The sequence below is a fragment of the Chryseobacterium sp. MEBOG07 genome (assembly GCF_021869745.1).
GTDB lineage: Bacteria > Bacteroidota > Bacteroidia > Flavobacteriales > Weeksellaceae > Chryseobacterium > Chryseobacterium viscerum.
Genome location: NZ_CP084579.1, coordinates 483,933 through 504,717, shown reverse-complemented (window position 1 = coordinate 504,717; position 20,785 = coordinate 483,933). Strand labels below are relative to the sequence as shown.

Below are 20,785 nucleotides of genomic sequence, written 5' to 3'. Positions count from 1 at the left end.
CTCTTTTTTATTTATACTTCAATTGAAAAATGATCTCTGTCATTCAAAAACTGAAAGTGCGTTCTAAAATCTTTCAATTCCTCCATATTTAGTTCTGCAGATACAAGATTACCTTTCTTTTCGGAAATTTCTTTTCCATCCGCGAAGAAACAGTGAGAGCTTTCCTGATAAAAAAGGTTATTTCCATCGGTTCCAATTCTGTTTAAGCCAAACACAAAAGACAGGTTTTCAATAGCCCGGGCTTTTAATAAATGTTCCCATGCCCCTACCCTTTTCTCAGGCCAGTTAGCCACATACAAAACAGCATCATAATCATCATTATTTCTGGCAAAAACCGGAAAACGGAGATCATAACAAACCTGAAGCAGAAATCGTATTCCTTGGTACTCAACAATCACTCTGTCTTTTCCGGAAGTGTAGACTTTATCTTCTCCTGAAAAGGAAAACAAATGTCTTTTATCGTAAAAGACCGTTTCACCACCGGGTTTTATAAAATACATTCTGTTGTAAAAGTTTCCGTTTTTTTCTACCGGAGCGCTTCCACAGAATGCAGCATTTTTTTCTTTTGAGATTTTCTTTAAAAACGCCAAGGACTCCTCATTTCTGTCCGACACTTCGGAAGCATCCATACAGAAACCTGTTGAAAACATTTCGGGGAGAAGAAACAGATCTGCTTCCACATTCTGAAGTTCGTTTTCTATGAGTTTAAAATTTTCAGCTTTATTTTTCCAGATGATATCTAAATTTAGCCCTACAACTTTCATCTTTTATTTTTTTTAATTATTTCAAATCTGATTGATAAAATTACAGCTTTTATCATTACAAAAGAAAACTTTCAGGCGAATTAAACAGTAGAAAAACAGCGTCTTTTCCTCAACTGCTGCGCTTTATTTCTTAATAATTTACTAAAGTCTTCCATTTTTATAATACAGATTCTCTTTCGGTTTCATTTTTGATAGAGTTATTTTTTTATTAATATCCTTAAAAATTAAAAATTTATGAAGAAATTGTTTTTTATGGTGATGATTTTCTTTTTTGGAGCAATGGCCAATGCTCAGGCCTGGACAGGAAAGGGAGATCAGAAAGTACAACTGGGGCTGAGTGCCTGGGGATATGGAACCGGAGTAACGGGAACTTACGACTATGGACTCAACAAACTTATTTCAGTAGGAGCTGGAATTAATGGTTATTTTAGCAATTATAAAAACAATGATAAAGACAATCGTGTATTTGTTTTTGGAAGGCTGAATTTTCATTTACAGGAAGCGCTGAACTTGCCTTCAAAATGGGACATTTACCCTGGAGTGGATCTTGGAGTTCTTGGAAAAGACTTCGGAATTGGTGCTCACATCGGAGCCCGATATTTCTTCACAGAGAAAATTGGGGTGTTTGCAGAGGTAGGTAATAACGGCAGCCTTGGGGTTTCTTTCAATTTATAATCAAAACGTCTCTAAATATGACAAAGCTTCTCGTTTCGAGGAGCTTTTTTATTTGGCATAGTTTTGATAATTGTTACCTTTGCAAATTAAAATCTAAAATTTATTAATGGAAATAGCAATCAAACTTTTTCAGTTCATTCTGAGCATCTCTATACTTGTGCTTCTTCATGAGCTTGGGCATTTTTTACCCGCAATATGGTTCAAGACCAGAGCAGAGAAATTTTTCCTGTTTTTTGATCCTTACTTCTCCATATTCTCCATGAAGAAAATCAACGGAAAATGGCAGTATAAGTTTTTATCAAAGAACCTGCCTGATTCTGAAGTGATAGAGGTCAACGGAAAGAAGGAAGAAGTTCCTATCGATATATCAAAACTTCCGGACAACGACTGGAGAAAACACCCTGAGCAAACCAAATACGGTATCGGATGGCTTCCTTTCGGAGGTTACGTGAAGATTGCCGGAATGGTGGACGAAAGTATGGATACTGCTCAAATGAAAAAACCGGCAGAATCATGGGAATTCAGATCTAAACCGGCTTGGCAGAGATTGATCATTATGTTGGGTGGAGTTACCGTAAACTTTTTCCTTGCATGGTTGATCTACAGCTGTCTATCTTTCTTCAACGGAGAAACGTATACAGATATCTCGAAATTCGACAATGGTATTGAGGCAACTTCAGCAGGAAAGAAAATGGGCTTCCAGAATGGTGACAAAATCATCAGCGTAGACGGAAAACCGGCAGAAAGACTTGAAAACACTTCTATCAATATTCTTTTAGGAGATCATGTTACTGTAAACAGAAATGGCCAGGAAGTTACTTTCCCGGTGAATGCAGATGGTGTAGCAGATGTTCTTAAACAGAGAGAAGCAAAACTTTACATCACTCCAAGAGTTTCTATGGTGATTGATTCATTGGCAACTCCTTCTTCTCAGTCTTCAGGATTGGCAAAAGGGGATAAAATTGTAGGAATCAATGGTAAAAAAGCAGCATTCTTTGATGAAGTAAGTACTCTTTTAAGTGAAAATAAAGGAAAAACAGTTTCTGTAGACGTTGAAAGAAACGGAGCTTTGCAGACCTTACCAGCAGTTTCTGTTGATAAAAACGGAAAACTAGGAATCGCTATTGAAACAAAAAGCATTGCAAAAGCTATTGTAACCAATAAAAAATATTCTTTTGGAGAAGCTATTCCAAGAGGGTTTACAAGAACGATTGAAGCGTTAACTACTCAGGTGAAGCAGTTCAAAATCATGTTCAACTCTAAAGTTCAGGGGTATAAAAATGTAGGAGGTCCTATTGCTATTGTAAAAAATATGCCTGTGGATAAAAATGCTGACGGAAGCTTTAAGATCAACTGGGTTGCTTTCTGGAGCTTTACAGCGATGTTCTCTATATGGTTGGCATTCCTGAATCTTATTCCTATTCCGGGACTTGATGGTGGACACGTTTTGTTTACATTATATGAAATTATTGTAGGAAAACCAGTTCCTCAGAAGGTTTTGGAAAACGCACAGATGATTGGAGTTATCTTCCTTTTAGGATTGATGTTATTGATCTTCGGAAGTGATATTTTCAAGGTATTTACAGGGAAATTATAATTTTTAAAAATTTTTCTTAAAAATATTTGTAGGGTATAAATATTCGTCCTATATTTGCACCACCTAAAATAAGGGACATTCCTCCTTAGCTCAGTTGGTTAGAGCATCTGACTGTTAATCAGAGGGTCCTTGGTTCGAGCCCAAGAGGAGGAGCAAAAAGACTTACAGAAATGTAAGTCTTTTTTACTTTAAAAATCTAGTCAATTCTATACAAATAGATCTTTGCCCCTCATATTAGGTTTTTTATGTAGCATTATCTTATTCAAGAAATTATCATCCCTCCCACCTACAACTCTTCTTTATTTTAACATCGGATATACAATCATCCCTATCATTAGTCTGGATATGTGTAACTATTTGCCCAATAATCCGACTATTCTTTTTTAAAGCGTGTTATATTGAGAAATATTCGCAGTATAATTACGTTTTATAATACTCTATAACCCAAAAAACCATAAAATCAATTATAGTATTGTATAAATAACCAGTTATACCATGAAGAAAACTATTATTTCGCTATTAACGGCATTTTCTATTATCGGGATTTCGGCACAGGAAAAGTCTTATTTTCTATCCAGTCCATCTTTGAGCCCAGACGGGAAAACAGCTTATTTCGCTTATGACGGTGATATTTGGAAAGCAGATTCCAATGGAGGAAATGCTTCAAGAATTACTGCTCTGGATGGTGAGGAAATCAATCCTCGTCTTTCCCCGGATGGAAAATGGCTTGCATTCAGTTCCAATCAATACGGAAATTATGATGTTTATGTAATGCCTGCCGAAGGGGGAACGATTAAGCAACTGACCTTCCATACCGGAAGAGATGAAATGGAAAACTGGGGATGGGATAGCAAAACGATTTATTTTACTTCCAGCAGAAATAATAATTTTGGCAGTTTTAAAACAACAATTGAAGGAAAAACACCTCAAAAGCTTTTCAACAATTACTTTAATAACACCAATGGCCTTGTAGAGACTCCGGCTGGAGAATATCTTTTTACAAGTTCTTCAGAAAGTGCTCATCAGGTACAGCGTAAGCGTTATAAAGGAGAAAACAATCCTGACATTCTGGGATATAACCCAAAGAGCAATTCTTTCAAACAGTACACCAACTATGAAGGGAAAGACTTCAACCCAAGTGTAGATAAAAATGGGATTATTTACTTTATTTCAGACGAGAATAATGGTGAATACAATCTTTATAAAATCGAAAATGGTAAGAAAACGGCTTTAACTCAATTTGATACTTCTATTAAAAAGCCTTTTGTTTCAGCAGACGGATCCAAAGTAATTTTTGAAAAGGATTATCAGCTTTATACTTACGATATAGCCTCAAAAAGCACAAAACCTCTTAATATCAGTCTGAATACTAACAAAACACTGGAAAAAGAACAAAACTTCAATGTGGAAAATAACATTTCTTATTATGATGTTTCTCCGGATGGTAAAAAAATGACCTTTATAAGCCGAGGTATTGTATTTGTCTCAGATATTGAAGGGAAATTCGCACAACAGGTTTCTGATGGAAAAGAGCGAGCAATGGAAGTAAAATGGCTGAAAGATAACCGAACACTGCTTTACAGCCAGACGTACAATGGATATCAAAACTGGTTTACCATTTCTGCAGACGGAAAAGGACAGCCAAAGCAGTTAACTCAGGATTTACGAAATAACCGAAGCATCACTCTTAATAGTGATCTTACAAAAGCAGTTTACTTAAGCGGTCGTGATGAAGTAAGACTTCTAGATTTGAAAACCTTCAACTCTACAACTATTGTAAAGGACGAAATCTGGGCATTCCAAAATTCAAGACCTTCATTTTCGCCTAACAATGAATATGTTTTATTTTCTGCCAAAAGAAACTTTGAACTGGATATTTTCATCTATAACATCAAAAAAGGACAGACATTAAACCTTACCAACACAGGAGTTTCAGAAGAAGATCCTGTTTGGTCACCAAATGGAAAATACATTTATTTTGCCAGCGACAGAACTAACCCGTCTTATCCTTTAGGCATGCAAAAGTCTAATATCTACCGCATGGCATTAGACTGGTTTGACGAACCTTTTAAATCTGAAAAATTCGACAATCTTTTCACTGAAGAGAAGAAGGAAACAAAATCTGCTGATAAAGACAAAGACAGCAAGGATAAGAAGGATAAAAAAGAGGAAGACAAGGATAAAGATAAAAAGGGAGAGAAGGAAAAAGAACCGGTAATCAAAGAACTGAAAGTTAATCCTGAAGATACGCTAGAAAGAATCGAACTGGTTACCGACCGATATGGATACCAGGATGACCCTGCCGTTTTCACTGAAGACAAGAAGGAAATTCTATTATTTAATTCTAATCAGGATAATGGTAAAAGACAGCTGTTCAAGAAGGTTTTCACAGATTTTGAACCTGCTAAATCCGAAAAAGTTTTTGATAAAGCAGCCTATTATATCACTAAAAATGAGAAAAGCCTATTTGCTCTGATAGAGGGTAATGTCTATAAAACAACTCTGGCTGCTTTAAAGCCTGAGAAAATAAATATTCAATATACTTTTGATAAAGATCTGGCTTCCGAATTCACTCAAATGTATGCTGAAGCCTGGACGGGTGTGGAAGAGAATTTCTACGATGAAAAATTCCATGGTATAGACTGGAAAGCTAAAAAGGAGCAATATGCTAAATATGTTCCTTATGTACACAACAGAAATGATCTGCGAATTTTATTAAATGATCTTTTGGGTGAACTTAATTCTTCCCATACCGGATTTTCATCAACCGGAAAAGAAGAAACAAGGTATCTGAACTATTTTACCAACGAAACAGGGATCATATTTAAAAAAGATCAGCCTTATATTGTAGAAAGTATTGTAAAAAAATCCCCGGCTTACCGCTCTGGTGTTGATATTAAGCCAGGTGATCAGCTGACTGCTGTAAATGGGAAAAAGGTTGATTCTAATGAAAACCGTGAGTCTTATTTCGCCACTCCAAAGAAGCAGGATGAACTCCTTCTTACTTTCAGCCGTGATGGAAAAGAGGTAACAACCAAAGTACACCCGATTTCCAATGTAGAATTGAAAGGATTGCTTTACGACGATTGGATATTCAACAATCATCAGCGTGTTGACAAACTGAGCAATAACCGTATTGCGTATTCTTGCATGAAAAACATGTCTACTGATGAGCTTGACCACTTCCTGCTGGATATGGTAGAGCAGGAAAACAGAAAAGATGCTGTTATTCTTGACTTACGTTATAATACAGGTGGAAATGTTCATGATAAAGTATTGAATTTCCTTTCTCAAAAACCTTATTTACAATGGAAATACCGTGAAGGAAAAATAACAACACAACCGAACTTTGCTCCTTCCGGAAAGCCTATTGTCCTATTGATCAATGAAGCTTCTTTAAGTGACGCAGAAATGACTGCCGCTGGTTTCAAAGCTCTGAAATTGGGTAAAATTATTGGTCAGGATACTTACCGATGGATTATTTTCACTTCGGCTAAAGGCCTGGTGGACGGTTCTTCTTACAGACTTCCTTCATGGGGAACCTATACTTTGGACGGACAAAATCTGGAAAAAACAGGAGTAAAACCTGATATCTATGTTAAAAACACCTTTATGGACCGACTTCAGAACAACGATCCTCAATTGGAACGAGCTGTTCAGGAAATACTTAAAGATTTGAAGAAATAAAATTTCAAAAACCATAAAAATAAAAGACTTACATTTCTGTAAGTCTTTTTTGTTCTATTTTAAATATTAAGTATGGATTTTCTATTGTAAACACCCATTTATTCTTGTGAAATTCTTTCCAGCTCAATTACCTGTATGGGATCGCTCATCAATTCATCCATCCTATCTGCGAAATTTTTAAAATGTTCGGTTTGGGTATGCAATTTAAAAGCTTTGTCATCTTTAAATGCTTCCCACATGTAGAAAGTACCCAGAGATTTTTTATCTTCAAAAAGAATATAATAGATACAGCCGGCTTCATTGCGGGTAGGCTCTATGAGTTGTTGTAACGCATTTTTTAGTTCTTCTCTTTTCTCCGGTTTAGATTTCAGTACCGCCACCGACTTAAATTCCTTATTCATTATAGTAATGTTTTTATGTAATTATTTTTTAAATATTTATAATTTAACCTTATATATAAAATAAGGAGGCTTTCCGGCATCCGGCTGTCCTGAAAACGCAGTTGTTGTATGAAGCTGATTGACCGAAATATACAGGTAACCATCATCGGAAACGGCAATATTATCAGGCCATTGTAGTTTTGGATCTTTAATAAACTCCGTCAGTTTTCCATTTTTATCCAGCTTACTGATCCCATGACCTCCAAGATTTGTTATATAATGATTCCCTTGTTTGTCTGTTGCAACACCGTCACTCACAGGTTTTTCTCCAAATCTCTTAATAGCATTCCCAATCACATTATCATCTTTATTTTCCCTAAAAAGCCGGGCAGGAACTTCGTACCATGATGTTCCGTTCATAGAACCAAAGAACAGTGTTTCCCTGTCATCTGACAGCGTAATAGGATTAATTCCTACACGGGATGGCTTACCCCCAAAATCAATAACTTTCCCATCAATGATCATATCTACCTCTTCCGTCTGCAAAGCTGGATGACCACTAAATCTTCTGGCTTTTTTCGTTTTTAGGTTTAAAGCGATAATCCCCGGATTGACTATATCTGCAAGGTAAGCCCATCCATTCTTTTCATCAATGGCAACATCCTGTACAAAACTGCCTTTAGGAGCAATATCATTGGGCAGCTCTATTTTTTCTGCTATTTTATTCTTTTTCAGATCAAAACACCACAGACGAGTCTTTCCGAGCTCTAAGCCCATATCAATCATCCAAAGACGATTTTCCTTATCTACAGTAACCCCAAGCGGAGTATCAAATTTGCTGTTGTCAGCCGGCTGGCCATTTTTCTGCAAATCAGCCGAAGGAAAAGGTTTTGCTTTACCATTGACAATTTCAACCAACTGCTGTTTGGGACCGGATAAAGGATGCATTGTCGCAAACACCCTACCAGTATGGCTTACAGCTACATTTCCCGGTCGTACGTCATTGAACCGCGCAACTATTTCAAGGTTTTTCCCCTGCTCTGAAAGATAAGAAGCCGACCCATCTATCCAGTCTTTACGCACGGGAGTAAAGAAATCCAGATCTTCAGTTCCTTCTTCAAGACAGAAGAACTCATGGGTAACACCAGCCGGGATTACCAGCACACCACCAGCTTTTACAATATATTCCTTATCATTCATAAGTACTTTTACACTTCCTTTATTAATATAGGTCACCTGCTCATTCGGATGATTATGGGGAGATACATGTGCACCCTTGTCCATTTTCCAAAAGGCAAACGTACTTTCCGAGCCGGACACCCATTTACGCTGCAACCCTTTCCCAACCTGCTCCCAGGTTCCTTTATTAAAATCGGTTTGAAGTACTTTCTGCTGAGCCGAAGCTGCATTGAAGAAAAATAGAGATGCCATTGAAGACATAAAAAATAATGTATTGGTTTTCATTTGTATGTGGAATTATTATATTTTAATTTTTAATACTGAAGTTTAGTCCTGTATGGAGCCACTTTTTTATTTCAGTAGAAAAAATCAATATTAGATAGGGCAAAATTATACTGATAATTAGCAAATTACCGGTACAAAACTTCTTTATTTTTGTATAATTTTGCCAAGTAGATAAAATAACACTCATGAACAGAGATGTATTATATGAACCTTACAGCATTCATTTTGAAACATTAGAAACATTCCCGGATAAGGAAAGCAGGAAGAATTTTTTTGAACTTGTCTTCATTTTATCGGGAACAGGACAGCACTGTATTAATAAGCACAGCTTTTCGTATTCGGACAATCATATGTTTCTTCTGACCCCACAGGATTGCAGCCAGTTCTGGATTGATACTAAAACACGGTTTTTCTTCCTGAGGTTCAGCAATATTTATTTAAAAAATGATAAGATTTCAAAAGAGAATATCAAAAGGCTGGAGTTTATTCTGGAAAATGCCAATCATAAACCTGGATGTATTTTAAAAAATCAGACAGACAAAACACTTGTCCGTCCTATCGTAGAAGCTCTTATAAGAGAGGCTGTAAATAAAGATGTGTATCACAGCGATCTAACGGCCCAACTCATTAATACGCTTATTGTTATCGTTGCCCGTAATATTGCGAAGTATCTCCCTCAGAAAATAGACGAAACCTCTGAATCAAGAATTATTAACATTCTCAATTACATTCAGGCTAATATTTATGAACCTGAAAAAATACGAACTGAAAATATTTGTAAAATGTTCGGCTTTTCTGAAAATTACTTAGGGAAATATTTTAAGAAACATAGTGGTGAAACACTGCAGTCTTATCTCAATAATTATAAAATGACTTTAATAGAGCATCGTTTAAAACACAGCAGCAACCGAATTTCAGAAATTGCGGATGAACTGGGATTTACCGATGAGAGTCATCTTAATAAATTTTTTAAAACTCAGCATGGAAAAAGTCCGAAGGCCTATAGGCTGGAATTTATGAAGTCATGAATGGCAAATTGATGCGCTCCGACCTGTCACAAAAAAATATTTAAAATTTAATTTATTGAAAAATAAAAAGATAGCTTTTTTCACTGAATATTCGAGAATAAAAACTTGCTTGGTACGGATATTCCTATTATATTTGCACCACTTAAAACAAAGAACATTCCTCCTTAGCTCAGTTGGTTAGAGCATCTGACTGTTAATCAGAGGGTCCTTGGTTCGAGCCCAAGAGGAGGAGCAAAAAAGACTTACAGAAATGTAGGTCTTTTTTTATGAATAAACTCCTTAAAAAGAACATCAGGATAACTCATAAATAGCAGGATGTTTTAATTGTCATTAATTCACTGATTCTTATCCTTATAAGCATTAAAATTTCCCAATTAATTTTACCAAACACATATATAATTTTTGCTACATTTGTCGTTTTATATAGTAGAATAAAAATATTTTATTTTTTTACCTTATTTTTTAAATAAACTGCATGCTTTTTGTTTATGCTAATTGCCTGAAGAAACGAATGATGTTAAACAATAACTCCCAAAAACACTATCTTTTATTTTTTTTCCTAGTCCTCGCCAGTTCGGTATCTGCCCAAAACAAAGCCAGCGGTAAGGTAGTTGACGAAAAAAACAACAAAGAGCTCACTAAAGTTGATATTTTTATCAACGATAATAAAACGCCTTCCCTGACGACGACATCAGGAAGTTTCACTGTACAATCAGACAGCATTATCCATAAGTTAAAATTTTCCAGAAAAAATTACACTGCAGAAACGCTTGATATCACTCCAGAAAATGCTGAAAATGTTTTCGTACAGCTTTCCCAGGCTAAAGTAAGTGACATCCAGGAAGTGGTATTACAAGGTGGAAAAACCAAATACAAGAACAAAAAAGAAAACCCTGCTTATGCCATTATGCAGAAAGTATGGGCACAAAAAAGAAATAATGGGTTAGAAAAGTTTGATACCTATTCATACAAAGAATACGAGAAAACCCAGTTTGACCTTAACAATCTGGACAGCGCATTCATGAAGAAAAAGATTTTCAATAAACTGGATTTCATTTTCAATTATGCAGATTCTACCGCGAGCGGAAGGCTTGGTCTTCCTATCTTCCTGAATGAAGCCGTCTATGAAAATTATGGTAAAAACAGACCCGACAAGAACAGTAAAAGAACACTGGTAGCGCAAAAGACTTCAGGATTTCAGGACAATCAGGTAATTACCGTTTCCGCTAAAAACCTATATCGTGACATTAATATCTACGATAATACGCTGAATTATTTTGATATCGGATTCCAGAGCCCGGTAGGAAGTGACGGATTTGGAACCTATGATTACAACCTGATGGATACTATTACCATCCGCGGTGAGAAGGCTTTTCAAATACGATATCAACCTAAAAGAAAAGATGTTCTTGCATTCCAGGGAAATCTATATATTGACACTGATACCTATGCTGTATTGGGAGCGACTTTAAAATCAACCCAGAAAATTGGCGTGAACTTCATCAACAGTGTGTATACGCAGGTGGAATATGATAATCCGGATGAATCAACATTTCTTCCTAAAAAATTGGTTACAGAATTTGAAATGAGTCCTTTTTCAAAAAAGAAAGGGTCTAAAAGTATTATAGCCAAAAGATCAGTAGATTACTCCGATTATGAATTCAACAAACCTCTTGATCCAAAAGTCTTCAAACGCACGGAGGAAGAATATGAGGACAAGTTTACAAATAAAGACGACGCCTATTGGACCAAAGCCAGACCTGACACTTTATCTAAAGCAGAACAGGGTGTTTACAACATGCTTGATCAGCTTCAGCAGACTCCAAAATTCAATCGAATGGTAAAGCTGGTTGAAACCCTTGGTTCCCGTTATTACAACGCCTTTAAAGGGATAGATATCGGTCCTATTTTTTCAATTTATGGAAGAAATGAAGTAGAAGGAGATAGGATAAGACTAGGAGCAAGATCTTATTTTGGATTGAATGATCCGTGGAGAGTTCAGTTTTATACTGCTTACGGTTTCAAAGATCACCAGTTCAAATACGGAGTGGAAGCGAGATATATGTTCAATAGGCTCAACCGCTTCATGATTGGGGCAGGAACCAGCAGAGACATTGTTCAGCTTGGCGGGCAGCTTACTGCCGGAGATGGAGTTGCTTCCCGTTCTTTATCTTCCAGTACTTTCTTTGCGAGAGGAGAAAATATTTCTTTAAGTTCTGTAAACCAGACCAATGTTTTTGCCGCCATTGAACCATGGAAAAATTTCCAGATAAGAGTAGACGGAGTGATGCAGAGCGTTAAATCGGCTATTCCTGAAAAATTCAACCTTATGTATTTTAAGGATGGACAGCTGAGACAAACAACAAATGATTCTCACGTAACAATCAGTTTAATAGCAAAACCCGGAGCAAAATTTTCACAAACCGGTATTGACCGATATCAGGCAAAAAACCTGGCCCCTACAATTGTTTTAAGATATACGAGAGGTATAGAAGGGCTTTTCAATGCGGATTTCAATTATGACAAGCTTCAGTTCATGCTTTATAAACCATTTTTGATTGGAAGTATGGGAAAATTGATTGTTAATTTTGAAGCAGGGAAAAACTTCAATACCGTTCCTTTGGCATTGCAGAATATCATTCCTGCCAATCTTTCCTATGGGCTGGCACCTAATACATTTTCTCAGCTAAACTATTATGAATTTGTTGCTGATGCTTATACCACCCTTCATTTGGAACATCATTTTAATGGTAAAATACTTTCTTATCTTCCTTTGATTAAAAAACTGAAGCTAAGAGAGGTTGCTTTTATCAGAGCTGCTTACGGAACATTAAGCGATGCTTCCAAAGCAATCAATGTAGAAGGCTTTAAATACTCTGCACCAAGCGAGCACATTTATTACGAGTATGGTTTCGGGATTGAAAATATAGGAATCGGAAACCTAAGAATTTTCAGAGTTGATTTCAACTGGAGAGGAAACTATCTCGACAGACCGGATATTTCAAAATTCGGTGTTAAAGCAGGATTCCAGGTAGGATTCTAAACAGTAAATAATATAAAACAAGATCGGCGGCTTCTTTGAAGCCGCCGATCCTTTATTTTCAGCTTTATAAAAAGTCAGAGATGATGATTAAAAGCACTCACAAGGCTCTTCTACATCAAGAAGGCAACGCATTTTCTGTTCTTTTGTCATACCACACCAGATATCACATGATCTGATTGGTTTTGGTGGACACAATCCTAAAGTCGCTCCTCCATTGATTTCTTTCAGATTCTTCTTCGTTAATTTTTTTAAATTTTTCATGATAAATTAGTTTTAATTTGTTGCCTACTCTCTCTACTTTTCGGCTTCCGCAATGATTTTTTATTTGATACGGACAAATATATAAATATTTCACTATTATAGGATATTATTAAGAATTTTTAACTAAAAAAGCCGAACATTGTTAAATATTCAGCTTTGATCTATACTTCAAAAAGCTTATTCAAAACATTCTGTACAGGGCTGAGAAAGCATGCAGTGTGATTTTTGCCATGGAGACCATCTGCACCATTCATCACAAGACTGAAACATGGATGGGCAGGTTGCTGCTACTCCACCTGTCATACTTTTTAAATTCTTCTTGGTTAATTTTCTTAGATTTTTCATAGATATTTTGTTTTAATTTGTCGCCTACTCTTTATGCTTTTCGGCCTTCGCAACTGATTCATAATTGGACAGTTAACAAATATAAAAATATTTCACAAAGAAATGAATATCTATGAAAATGTTTTGTTGAAATTGAATAAAACAAAAAAAAAGCCTCAGTAAATAAATACTGAGGCTTTAATTTTTATAAAACGCTTAATTAATTATGCGTTTGCTTCTACAGATACGAAAGATCTGTTGTTTGCTTTCTTTCTGAAAACTACTTTACCATCTACTAATGCAAACAAAGTGTGATCTTTACCGATTCCCACGTTATCACCTGGGTGGTGCTGAGTACCTCTTTGTCTAACAATAATGTTTCCGGCAATAGCTGCTTGTCCTCCGAAAATCTTCACACCTAATCTTTTAGAGTGAGACTCTCTACCGTTCTTGGAACTACCGACTCCTTTCTTGTGTGCCATTTTATTACTGGATTATTTATTAAGTGCTTTAAATTGATCGATATTCTTAATGATAGCAGCATCTACTTCTTCATGTGTAAGAATATTCTTTTCTAATTCAACTTTAACTGCTTTACCTAAAGTAATTAAAGTTTCTCTGTTCTCTTTAGACTGAGACAAGTTGTTTTTCTTTAAGTGATAGTTCAGCTCGTGATCTTCACCAAAGTTAACAGTTGCGTTGTCTGAAAGAACTTCACCTTTCACAGTTTCTTTTTTAGCAGCTTTCTTAGCTCCTGCTTCAAAACCTGTAATACCAGTGATTACGATTTGAGTTAAAGATTGTCTGTGACCGTTTTTCACTTTGTAACCTTTTCTTCTTTTCTTTTGAAGATGATTACTTTATCAGCTTTTACGTGGTCAAGGATCTCTGCTTCTACAGTGATTCCGTTTACAGCTGGGGCGCCTACAGTGATTGCTCCGTTTACAGTAAGAAGAACTTTATCGAAAGAAACTTTTCCTCCTTTATCTCCTTTTAAACGGTTTACAAACAACTTCTGGTCTTGCTCAACTTTGTATTGAAGCCCTGCTATTTCTACAATTGCAAACATTGTTTATAAATTTTTAGTTATTTCGAGGTGCAAATATACATATAAATTTCTAATTAGCTTACAATCAAAGCAATGTTTTTTTAATATAAATCCTATTCACTATGCTTTGAATAATTTTTTACAATAAAGTACTCACACTTAAGAGATAATTTCATACATTCGTTTTACCAAATTGAATTTATATATATGAAAAGAAACTTTAATCTCTGCTTATTAGCAGGCGCCATTGCTGTTACATCATTAACAGCATGTAGTGATGACCAAATGGACAACAATGTTCAACCTCAGCCAGAAGCACTTAGTGCAAAAATTGATCAACCGGGAGATCTTGAAAAAATCTGTTACTATGTAGACAACAACTGGAGTTCCAATTCAGTTTTAGTGACAGGACTTCAAAACTCCACAGACACCAATTTTATGAACTCACAGATGACTAAAATTGCAAGCTTATGGGGAAGAAGCAATCCTACGTTGAGATTTGTGAATGATCCATCCAATTTCAATTCAACGTATAATGCGATTTCCTATTCTACAGGGAAAATCTATTATGGGTATGCCATCTATTATGATGCAAAAGCAAAAGGAGGCGATATTGTCAATGCAATGATCCTTGCTCATGAGTATGGACATCAGCTGCAATATATCTTTGGACTTCCTTCTGTAAATGAAAATACAGCAAGACCTAATGAGCTTGAAGCTGACGGTTTCGCAGGGTACTATTTGAGAAGACCAAATGGTTACAACAAAACCAATTTCTCTGAAATTGCCGCTGCTTACGAGTTTGCACAAAGTATTGGAGATTATCAAACAAACAGTCCTGGTCACCACGGAACCCCTGCACAGAGAAGATCTGCAGTCCGTCTAGGATTTCTTTTAGGACAGTATGATCTTAATGCTTCAAATTTTGATTATAACTTCTTCTATTACTATCAAGGAGTATTAAATGGTACCTATAAGATGGCTAAAAACACAGTAAATCCTGAAATTGACGCATACATGAGTCAGTATATCGATGAGCTGAGAAAAATTCAGTCAGGAGAAATTTCTGCAGAAGAATTTAAACATCTTAAATAAACGAGAACATTCATTTTTAGCATATTTAAGAAAGGAGGCGGGCAGTATGTTCCGCCCCTTTTTTTGTTTTAAAAACCTTTTTATGTTTTATAAAATCAATTTGTTTGTATTTTTGAAAAAATAACAAAAGAACTTCCAATCAATCTAAAATGAACAGAGATCTCTATATTGATTTCGCCAAAGGACTGGCAACACTCTCCATTATCTTCATCCATACAGCTTTCTGGTCTGGGCAGTTTTATATTCCCGCAGAAGTAAGAGTCTTCTCTCTTGTTTTTGATGTGGCTCTATTTTATGCACTCAGTGGTATTACTTCAGGAGCCAATATTGAAAAAACATTCTACCGTCTTCTAAAGCTGCAGATCACTTATATGATTTTTGTGACTTTCCTATTCTTTTTAGATTACTTTTTTAAAGTTTTCGGGCTCAGTTTCTTTTCCATGGAATGGCTACAGAGTTTTTATTCAACATTTGGGTCCAAATATTCCACGACCAGTATTTCGATCTATCCTCAATGGGAAAACCTGGGCAATTGGTATCTTCATCAGTATACCAATGCAGATACATTTCCGGTGGTCATGGGAAGCTTTTGGTATCTGAAAGTATATTTTATCCTTACTGTTTTCGGAGTACTTATACTGAGGTTTTTCCCGAAGCACATCAACTGGTTCATTGGACTTAGCATCGCATTAACCTTATTATTCAACATTTTCCCGGAATATTATCCGACAGGACAGGTGGGATATGTTGCCTTTTATCTTGCCGTCTTTCTAATCGGTAACAAAATGCGTGGAAAAAAAATACCTACCAAAGCAATTCCTGTATTATATGCAATTGTTGGAGCAGCTCTTGTATGGATGTTTTGGTATTATGGAGGAGAGATTTTTTATAAGATCAATAAAAATAAATTTCCACCCAAAATTCCTTATATCATCTGGGCATTGTTCTCTCTGGTAACATTATTTGTTCTCTATAACCGTTTAAAAATCACAAAAGAAAGCCTTATCACCCATATTGGAAAGAATGCTATTTTCTTCTACTTTGCACAAGGGATCAGCTCATCATTGGTTTATTTCCTGGTCGTTCCTTTGAAAGAAAATATGCCTTGGTGGATTCTGATGGTCTTCATTTATGTTCTTAATATCATTCTTGCTTTCATTCTCGCTGCAGGATTAAAAAAGGTAGACGATCTGGGATGGCAAATCTTAGGGTTTTTAAGAAAAAAAACGGCTTCTTAACAGATTAGCAGTCAATTTGAAATAAAATAATCTTTATTATCGCAATTTATTTTAATTTTACAAAAAATTCAAAACATGTTTAAGTTGAAACTTCCTACCGATCCAAGGTGGGCAAATATTGCAGAAGGAAACATAGGAGAAATTTTAACGGATCATGCGTGGTGCGAACAGAAAGCCACAACAAATGCCATCAGTTTAATCAATATGCTCCCCGAACATCCGGAAATCGTCACAGAACTTATTGCCATTGCGCAGGAAGAGCTTGACCATTTTAGCCAGGTTCACGAAATTATCAAAAAGAGGGGGTTTGTTTTCGGAAAAGCCAGAAAAGATGATTACGTCAATGAACTGGCTAAGTTTGTTGTTCAAGGAACCAGAGAAGATCTGATTGTTGACAAGCTGCTTTTCGCAGCAATGATTGAAGCAAGAAGTTGTGAAAGATTCAAAGTTCTTACTGAAAACATTAAAGATGAAGAGCTTAAAACTTTCTATAAAGAATTAATGATCTCAGAAGCGAACCACTATACGACTTTCATTGGTTTCGCGAGACAGTTGGGCGATATCGAAAAGGTAAACAAACGTTGGGAAGAATGGCTGGAATATGAAGCCAGTATTATCAAATCCTACGGAAATAAAGAAACCATTCACGGTTAAAATATAAACAGTAAAGAATAAAGAGTAAACGTTGAAGAAGCCAAGCTTTGAAAATATCGCCAATTTATTTCTGAAAAACTTTTTTCAGGGATTAGTGATCATTGGTCCTATCGGGCTTACCATTTTTGTCATCTGGTATGTGGTAAGTGCTATTGACAATCTTATTCCCTCTCTTGCCAAGCAGGTGCCGGGGCTTGTTTTCGTATCTATCATACTGTTTACAGCAATTTTAGGATTTTTAGGAAATAAATTCGTAGTCGGAAGGTTCTTTTTCGATACGATGGATAGCTTACTGGAGAAAACTCCGGGAGTAAAACATATTTACACTCCTACGAAAGATGTCATGTCTTCATTCGTAGGCGACAAGAAAAAATTCAACGATCCTGTATGGGTAAAAACCAATGAAAATCCGGAAATCTGGAGAATCGGTTTTTTAACTCAAAAAGAAATGTCGGACGTTGACAAGCATAATTACGTTGCGGTATATCTTCCCCACTCGTACGCCATCTCGGGCTGGGTAATTGTTACTGAAGAAAAAAACATCAAACCTGTAGTGGGAATGACAGCAGCTTCTGCAATGAAGTTTGCAGTGAGTGGCGGTGTAGCCGGATTCCATTCTGATGAAAACATATTTAAGGCACCGGAATAATTCTTTCCTGCGTCTTATGTATACATTGATGAATTTTGAAAATTATTTTCAAACACATTTTCTTTAAAAACAATTTAAAACATATTTTAACTCATGAAATTACCGTACGCGGAGCCTTTCCGCATTAAAATGGTGGAGGAAATCTACCAATCTACCAGAGAAGAAAGAGAGCAATGGCTTAAAGAAGCTAATTATAACCTTTTCAATTTAAAATCTTCACACGTTTATATTGACCTTCTTACCGATTCCGGAACCGGAGCAATGTCCGATAGACAATGGGGTGCCCTAATGACTGGAGATGAAAGTTATGCAGGATCACGTTCTTTTGAACAATTGCAAAAAACAGTAGAAAGCATCACCGGATTCAAATATTTATTACCAACTCACCAGGGAAGAGCTGCTGAAAACGTTCTTTTCTCAGTATTGGTAAAAGAAGGTGACGTAGTTCCCGGGAACTCGCATTTTGACACTACAAAAGGACATATCGAGATCAGAAAGGCACATGCCATCGACTGTACGATAGACGAAGCTTTTGACATTAATGATCTTCACCCATTCAAAGGAAATATCAACCTTGAAAAGCTGGAAGAAGTTTATAAAAGCCATTCTAAAGAGAGTATCCCTTTCTGTTTAATTACGATCACTTGTAATTCTTCAGGAGGCCAGCCGGTTTCTTTGGAAAATATGAAAGCTGTAAAAGCTCTTTCAGATCAGTATGGGATTCCTGTATTCTTCGATTCGGCGAGATTTGCTGAGAATGCTTACTTCATCAAAAAAAGAGAAGCAGGGCAGGAAAACAGAAGCATCAAGGAAATCTGCAAAGAAATTTTCTCTTACGGAGACGGAATGACCATGAGCTCCAAAAAAGACGGTCTTGTCAATATCGGAGGATTCATTGCGTTGAATAATGAAGATGTTTTCAGAAAAGCATCCAACTTCACCATCATCTACGAAGGATTTATTACCTATGGAGGAATGGCTGGAAGAGATATGGCAGCATTGGCAGTAGGTCTGGATGAAGCAACTGAATTTGCTTACCTTGAAAGCAGAATCTCTCAGGTTGAATATCTTGGAAATAAACTGATTGAATATGGAATTCCTGTTCAGAAACCAATTGGAGGACACGCTGTATTTATCGATTCTTTAAACTTCCTTCCGAATGTTTCCCGTGAAGAATATCCGGCACAGACATTAGGCCTTGAAATTTATAAAGAAGCAGGGATCAGAACCGTAGAAATCGGAACGTTACTGGCTGACAGAGATCCTGCGACCAGAGAAAACCGTTATCCGAAATTAGAATTGGTACGTCTGGCAATTCCTAGAAGAACCTATACCAATAACCATATGGATTATATTGCTGCAGCTATAAAAAACGTATATGAAAGACGTGAAGAAATAGCAAAAGGATATAAAATCGTCTGGGAACCGGAAATCTTAAGACACTTTACAGTTCAGCTTGAAAAAGCTTAATGATAAAACCGGAATTTTTTCCGGTTTTTTTATGCATTATGTTTAAAAGCATATTACAGAAACAAATTCTCATCTCTTTAAAGGTTATTTTACTTAATAAAAATTATTCATATATAGCAATACACATATTTTATAAATACGTATAAATCAACCATATATATTTATGAACAGGCATACACCATGCTTTTCATTCTATTTTTCTCAAAATCAAAATCAAATAATTTCATTTTTATCAATAGTAACTGTTTTTAATTTTAATTTTGTACTGATCTAATGAAGTAGATTTAAAAATACTTAAAAAACCAACCTGAAAATCCGTTATTCCGAAAATGAACAAAATTGCTGTCGTGGGCGCTGGTATTTCCGGCTTAAGCATGGCGAATTACTTAGAAAAATATAAGATAGATTATCACATTTACGAAAGAAGAAAAAAAGAAGATTTGGCAGGCCACGGCTTTCTCATTCCGCAGGAGGGGATGAACTATCTTTATCAGATTATTGATCCCAGCCTCCTTCATAAGCATGGAAATTTCCTGAAAAAATACATACAATATTCCCATACAGGAAAAATACTTGCAGAAAAGGAACTGGACAGTGTTTTTGCTATTTCCAGACATCAATTAATTGATCTCCTATCCCAAAACATTTCCTCTGAAAAAATAACTTACGAGGAAACCATCATTTCCGATGATAAGCAGGGTAGAAAAGTGAAACTTTCTGACGGAACTGATATTGATGGTGACATCATTATTATTTCTGACGGCTCCAGAAGCCACATCAGAAAGGAACTTTTTAAAGATGAAAAAATAAGAATTGTAAGGGAAAGTGAAGTGGTAAATATCATTGAAAATAAAGAGATTGCAGAATCCCTTGAAAATGATTTTATGAAATTTCATCATGAAGGAGGCGGACTGACTTTCGGAATCCTCAAACTTTCCGAAGATACAATTCTTTGGTATTCGCAGTTTGACAACGAGAAATACCGTATCAATGAGTGTTCTGCCGACAATCTAAAGAAATACATGCTTGAAGTTTTTGAAAAATGGCATCCTTTAGTCCCATCAATCATAAAAAAATCAGACTACAAAAACGTACATTTATGGCGCGTTTATGAACTGGAAAAATTGAATCCATTTTATAAAGACAATATTGTATTCATCGGCGATGCAGCACATCCACTGATTCCATTTACAAGTCAGGGAGTTACTTCAGCACTGAAAGATTCATTTACACTAACTAAACATTTAGTTGAAAAGAATAATACAACAGAAGCTTTCAGTAAATATGAAGCCGAAAGGAAACCGGAAATTGAAGTCCACATCAACAACGGAAGGACATTACTGAATCAGTTTCTACTTCCGCTTGACCAGCAAACAGAAAATATTTTACCCATATCATACAAATAAAA

At 36.0% G+C, this 20,785-nt stretch carries 17 protein-coding genes, 2 tRNA genes and 1 pseudogene; 13 read left to right on the top strand and 7 right to left on the bottom strand.

The genetic code is table 11. The features are described from left to right. Positions 1-11: 11 nt before the first annotated feature. Entirely contained in the window at positions 12-764 is a 753-nt protein-coding gene (locus LF886_RS02355) for a nitrilase-related carbon-nitrogen hydrolase (protein ID WP_236852524.1), read from the bottom strand. A gap of 234 nt (positions 765-998) precedes the next feature. Here LF886_RS02355 and LF886_RS02350 point away from each other — a divergent pair, with 234 nt between their 5' ends. The 4 genes from LF886_RS02350 (at position 999) to LF886_RS02335 (ending at position 6,723) form a co-directional block, all read left to right on the top strand. After that, positions 999-1,439 carry a DUF6646 family protein gene (locus LF886_RS02350; RefSeq protein WP_109739107.1) on the top strand — a complete coding sequence of 147 codons (441 nt, stop codon included), beginning with the start codon at positions 999-1,001 and terminating at the stop codon, positions 1,437-1,439. A 106-nt stretch (positions 1,440-1,545) separates the two neighbouring features. Further along, complete coding sequence (gene rseP / locus LF886_RS02345; RefSeq protein ID WP_236852523.1) at positions 1,546-3,036, top strand: RIP metalloprotease RseP; 1,491 nt, start codon at positions 1,546-1,548, stop codon at positions 3,034-3,036. Positions 3,037-3,115: 79 nt separating this feature from the next. Then, positions 3,116-3,189: transfer RNA gene (locus LF886_RS02340), tRNA-Asn, on the top strand. Between the two features lie 342 nt (positions 3,190-3,531). After that, a complete protein-coding gene (locus LF886_RS02335; protein WP_236852521.1) occupies positions 3,532-6,723 on the top strand; it encodes a S41 family peptidase in 3,192 nt (1,063 codons plus the stop codon). 98 nt (positions 6,724-6,821) lie between these two features. On the opposite strand, the gene LF886_RS02330 is transcribed toward LF886_RS02335, so the two are convergent. Both LF886_RS02330 and LF886_RS02325 read right to left on the bottom strand, forming a co-directional pair. Next, complete coding sequence (locus LF886_RS02330; RefSeq protein WP_236852519.1) at positions 6,822-7,124, bottom strand: putative quinol monooxygenase; 303 nt, start codon at positions 7,122-7,124, stop codon at positions 6,822-6,824. A gap of 36 nt (positions 7,125-7,160) precedes the next feature. Next, the gene (locus LF886_RS02325; protein ID WP_236852517.1) at positions 7,161-8,567 is read right to left on the bottom strand and encodes an L-dopachrome tautomerase-related protein; all 1,407 of its coding nucleotides are present in this window, start codon (positions 8,565-8,567) and stop codon (positions 7,161-7,163) included. A gap of 185 nt (positions 8,568-8,752) precedes the next feature. On the opposite strand from LF886_RS02325, the gene LF886_RS02320 reads away from it, so the two are divergent. From LF886_RS02320 to LF886_RS02310, 3 genes are all read left to right on the top strand, one after another. Further along, a complete protein-coding gene (locus LF886_RS02320) occupies positions 8,753-9,595 on the top strand; it encodes an AraC family transcriptional regulator (protein WP_236852515.1) in 843 nt (280 codons plus the stop codon). 158 nt (positions 9,596-9,753) lie between these two features. Beyond that, positions 9,754-9,827: transfer RNA gene (locus tag LF886_RS02315), tRNA-Asn, on the top strand. Between the two features lie 279 nt (positions 9,828-10,106). Then, positions 10,107-12,638, top strand: coding sequence for a DUF5686 family protein (locus LF886_RS02310; RefSeq protein WP_236852514.1), 2,532 nt, complete (start codon positions 10,107-10,109; stop codon positions 12,636-12,638). Positions 12,639-12,725: 87 nt separating this feature from the next. Here LF886_RS02310 and LF886_RS02305 read toward each other — a convergent pair whose 3' ends face one another. The 4 genes and pseudogenes from LF886_RS02305 to rplU all read right to left on the bottom strand — a co-directional run bounded on the left by LF886_RS02305 (position 12,726) and on the right by rplU (position 14,292). Then, positions 12,726-12,899 carry a bacteriocin-like protein gene (locus LF886_RS02305; RefSeq protein ID WP_236852513.1) on the bottom strand — a complete coding sequence of 58 codons (174 nt, stop codon included), beginning with the start codon at positions 12,897-12,899 and terminating at the stop codon, positions 12,726-12,728. A 177-nt stretch (positions 12,900-13,076) separates the two neighbouring features. After that, a complete protein-coding gene (locus LF886_RS02300; RefSeq protein WP_153816345.1) occupies positions 13,077-13,244 on the bottom strand; it encodes a hypothetical protein in 168 nt (55 codons plus the stop codon). A gap of 203 nt (positions 13,245-13,447) precedes the next feature. Next, positions 13,448-13,705, bottom strand: coding sequence for a 50S ribosomal protein L27 (rpmA, locus tag LF886_RS02295; RefSeq protein ID WP_236852511.1), 258 nt, complete (start codon positions 13,703-13,705; stop codon positions 13,448-13,450). Between the two features lie 12 nt (positions 13,706-13,717). Continuing rightward, positions 13,718-14,292 (bottom strand): annotated as a pseudogene (gene rplU / locus LF886_RS02290) (50S ribosomal protein L21). A 186-nt stretch (positions 14,293-14,478) separates the two neighbouring features. Between rplU and LF886_RS02285 the strand changes: the two are divergent. From LF886_RS02285 to LF886_RS02260, 6 genes are all read left to right on the top strand, one after another. Next, entirely contained in the window at positions 14,479-15,366 is an 888-nt protein-coding gene (locus LF886_RS02285; protein WP_103231342.1) for a metalloprotease, read from the top strand. 149 nt (positions 15,367-15,515) lie between these two features. Next, positions 15,516-16,604, top strand: coding sequence for an acyltransferase family protein (locus LF886_RS02280; protein WP_236852509.1), 1,089 nt, complete (start codon positions 15,516-15,518; stop codon positions 16,602-16,604). Positions 16,605-16,679: 75 nt separating this feature from the next. Then, positions 16,680-17,258, top strand: coding sequence for a tRNA-(ms[2]io[6]A)-hydroxylase (locus LF886_RS02275; protein ID WP_236852508.1), 579 nt, complete (start codon positions 16,680-16,682; stop codon positions 17,256-17,258). 31 nt (positions 17,259-17,289) lie between these two features. After that, on the top strand, positions 17,290-17,907 hold the full coding sequence (locus LF886_RS02270) for a DUF502 domain-containing protein (protein WP_236852507.1): 618 nt from the start codon (positions 17,290-17,292) through the stop codon (positions 17,905-17,907). A gap of 93 nt (positions 17,908-18,000) precedes the next feature. After that, positions 18,001-19,377 carry a tryptophanase gene (locus LF886_RS02265; protein ID WP_236852505.1) on the top strand — a complete coding sequence of 459 codons (1,377 nt, stop codon included), beginning with the start codon at positions 18,001-18,003 and terminating at the stop codon, positions 19,375-19,377. Positions 19,378-19,706: 329 nt separating this feature from the next. After that, complete coding sequence (locus LF886_RS02260; protein ID WP_236852503.1) at positions 19,707-20,783, top strand: FAD-dependent monooxygenase; 1,077 nt, start codon at positions 19,707-19,709, stop codon at positions 20,781-20,783. Positions 20,784-20,785: the final 2 nt, after the last annotated feature.

Bases quoted from the DNA above. Each gene is read 5' to 3' on its own strand.
- LF886_RS02350 (WP_109739107.1), top strand. From the start codon at position 999: ATGAAGAAATTGTTTTTTATGGTGATGATTTTCTTTTTTGGAGCAATG.
- LF886_RS02310 (WP_236852514.1), top strand. From the start codon at position 10,107: ATGATGTTAAACAATAACTCCCAAAAACACTATCTTTTATTTTTTTTC.
- LF886_RS02355 (WP_236852524.1), bottom strand. From the start codon at position 764: ATGAAAGTTGTAGGGCTAAATTTAGATATCATCTGGAAAAATAAAGCT.
- LF886_RS02260 (WP_236852503.1), top strand. From the start codon at position 19,707: ATGAACAAAATTGCTGTCGTGGGCGCTGGTATTTCCGGCTTAAGCATG.
- LF886_RS02285 (WP_103231342.1), top strand. From the start codon at position 14,479: ATGAAAAGAAACTTTAATCTCTGCTTATTAGCAGGCGCCATTGCTGTT.
- LF886_RS02330 (WP_236852519.1), bottom strand. From the start codon at position 7,124: ATGAATAAGGAATTTAAGTCGGTGGCGGTACTGAAATCTAAACCGGAG.
- rseP (WP_236852523.1), top strand. From the start codon at position 1,546: ATGGAAATAGCAATCAAACTTTTTCAGTTCATTCTGAGCATCTCTATA.
- LF886_RS02325 (WP_236852517.1), bottom strand. From the start codon at position 8,567: ATGAAAACCAATACATTATTTTTTATGTCTTCAATGGCATCTCTATTT.
- LF886_RS02275 (WP_236852508.1), top strand. From the start codon at position 16,680: ATGTTTAAGTTGAAACTTCCTACCGATCCAAGGTGGGCAAATATTGCA.
- LF886_RS02265 (WP_236852505.1), top strand. From the start codon at position 18,001: ATGAAATTACCGTACGCGGAGCCTTTCCGCATTAAAATGGTGGAGGAA.
- LF886_RS02280 (WP_236852509.1), top strand. From the start codon at position 15,516: ATGAACAGAGATCTCTATATTGATTTCGCCAAAGGACTGGCAACACTC.
- LF886_RS02320 (WP_236852515.1), top strand. From the start codon at position 8,753: ATGAACAGAGATGTATTATATGAACCTTACAGCATTCATTTTGAAACA.
- LF886_RS02305 (WP_236852513.1), bottom strand. From the start codon at position 12,899: ATGAAAAATTTAAAAAAATTAACGAAGAAGAATCTGAAAGAAATCAAT.
- rpmA (WP_236852511.1), bottom strand. From the start codon at position 13,705: ATGGCACACAAGAAAGGAGTCGGTAGTTCCAAGAACGGTAGAGAGTCT.
- LF886_RS02300 (WP_153816345.1), bottom strand. From the start codon at position 13,244: ATGAAAAATCTAAGAAAATTAACCAAGAAGAATTTAAAAAGTATGACA.
- LF886_RS02335 (WP_236852521.1), top strand. From the start codon at position 3,532: ATGAAGAAAACTATTATTTCGCTATTAACGGCATTTTCTATTATCGGG.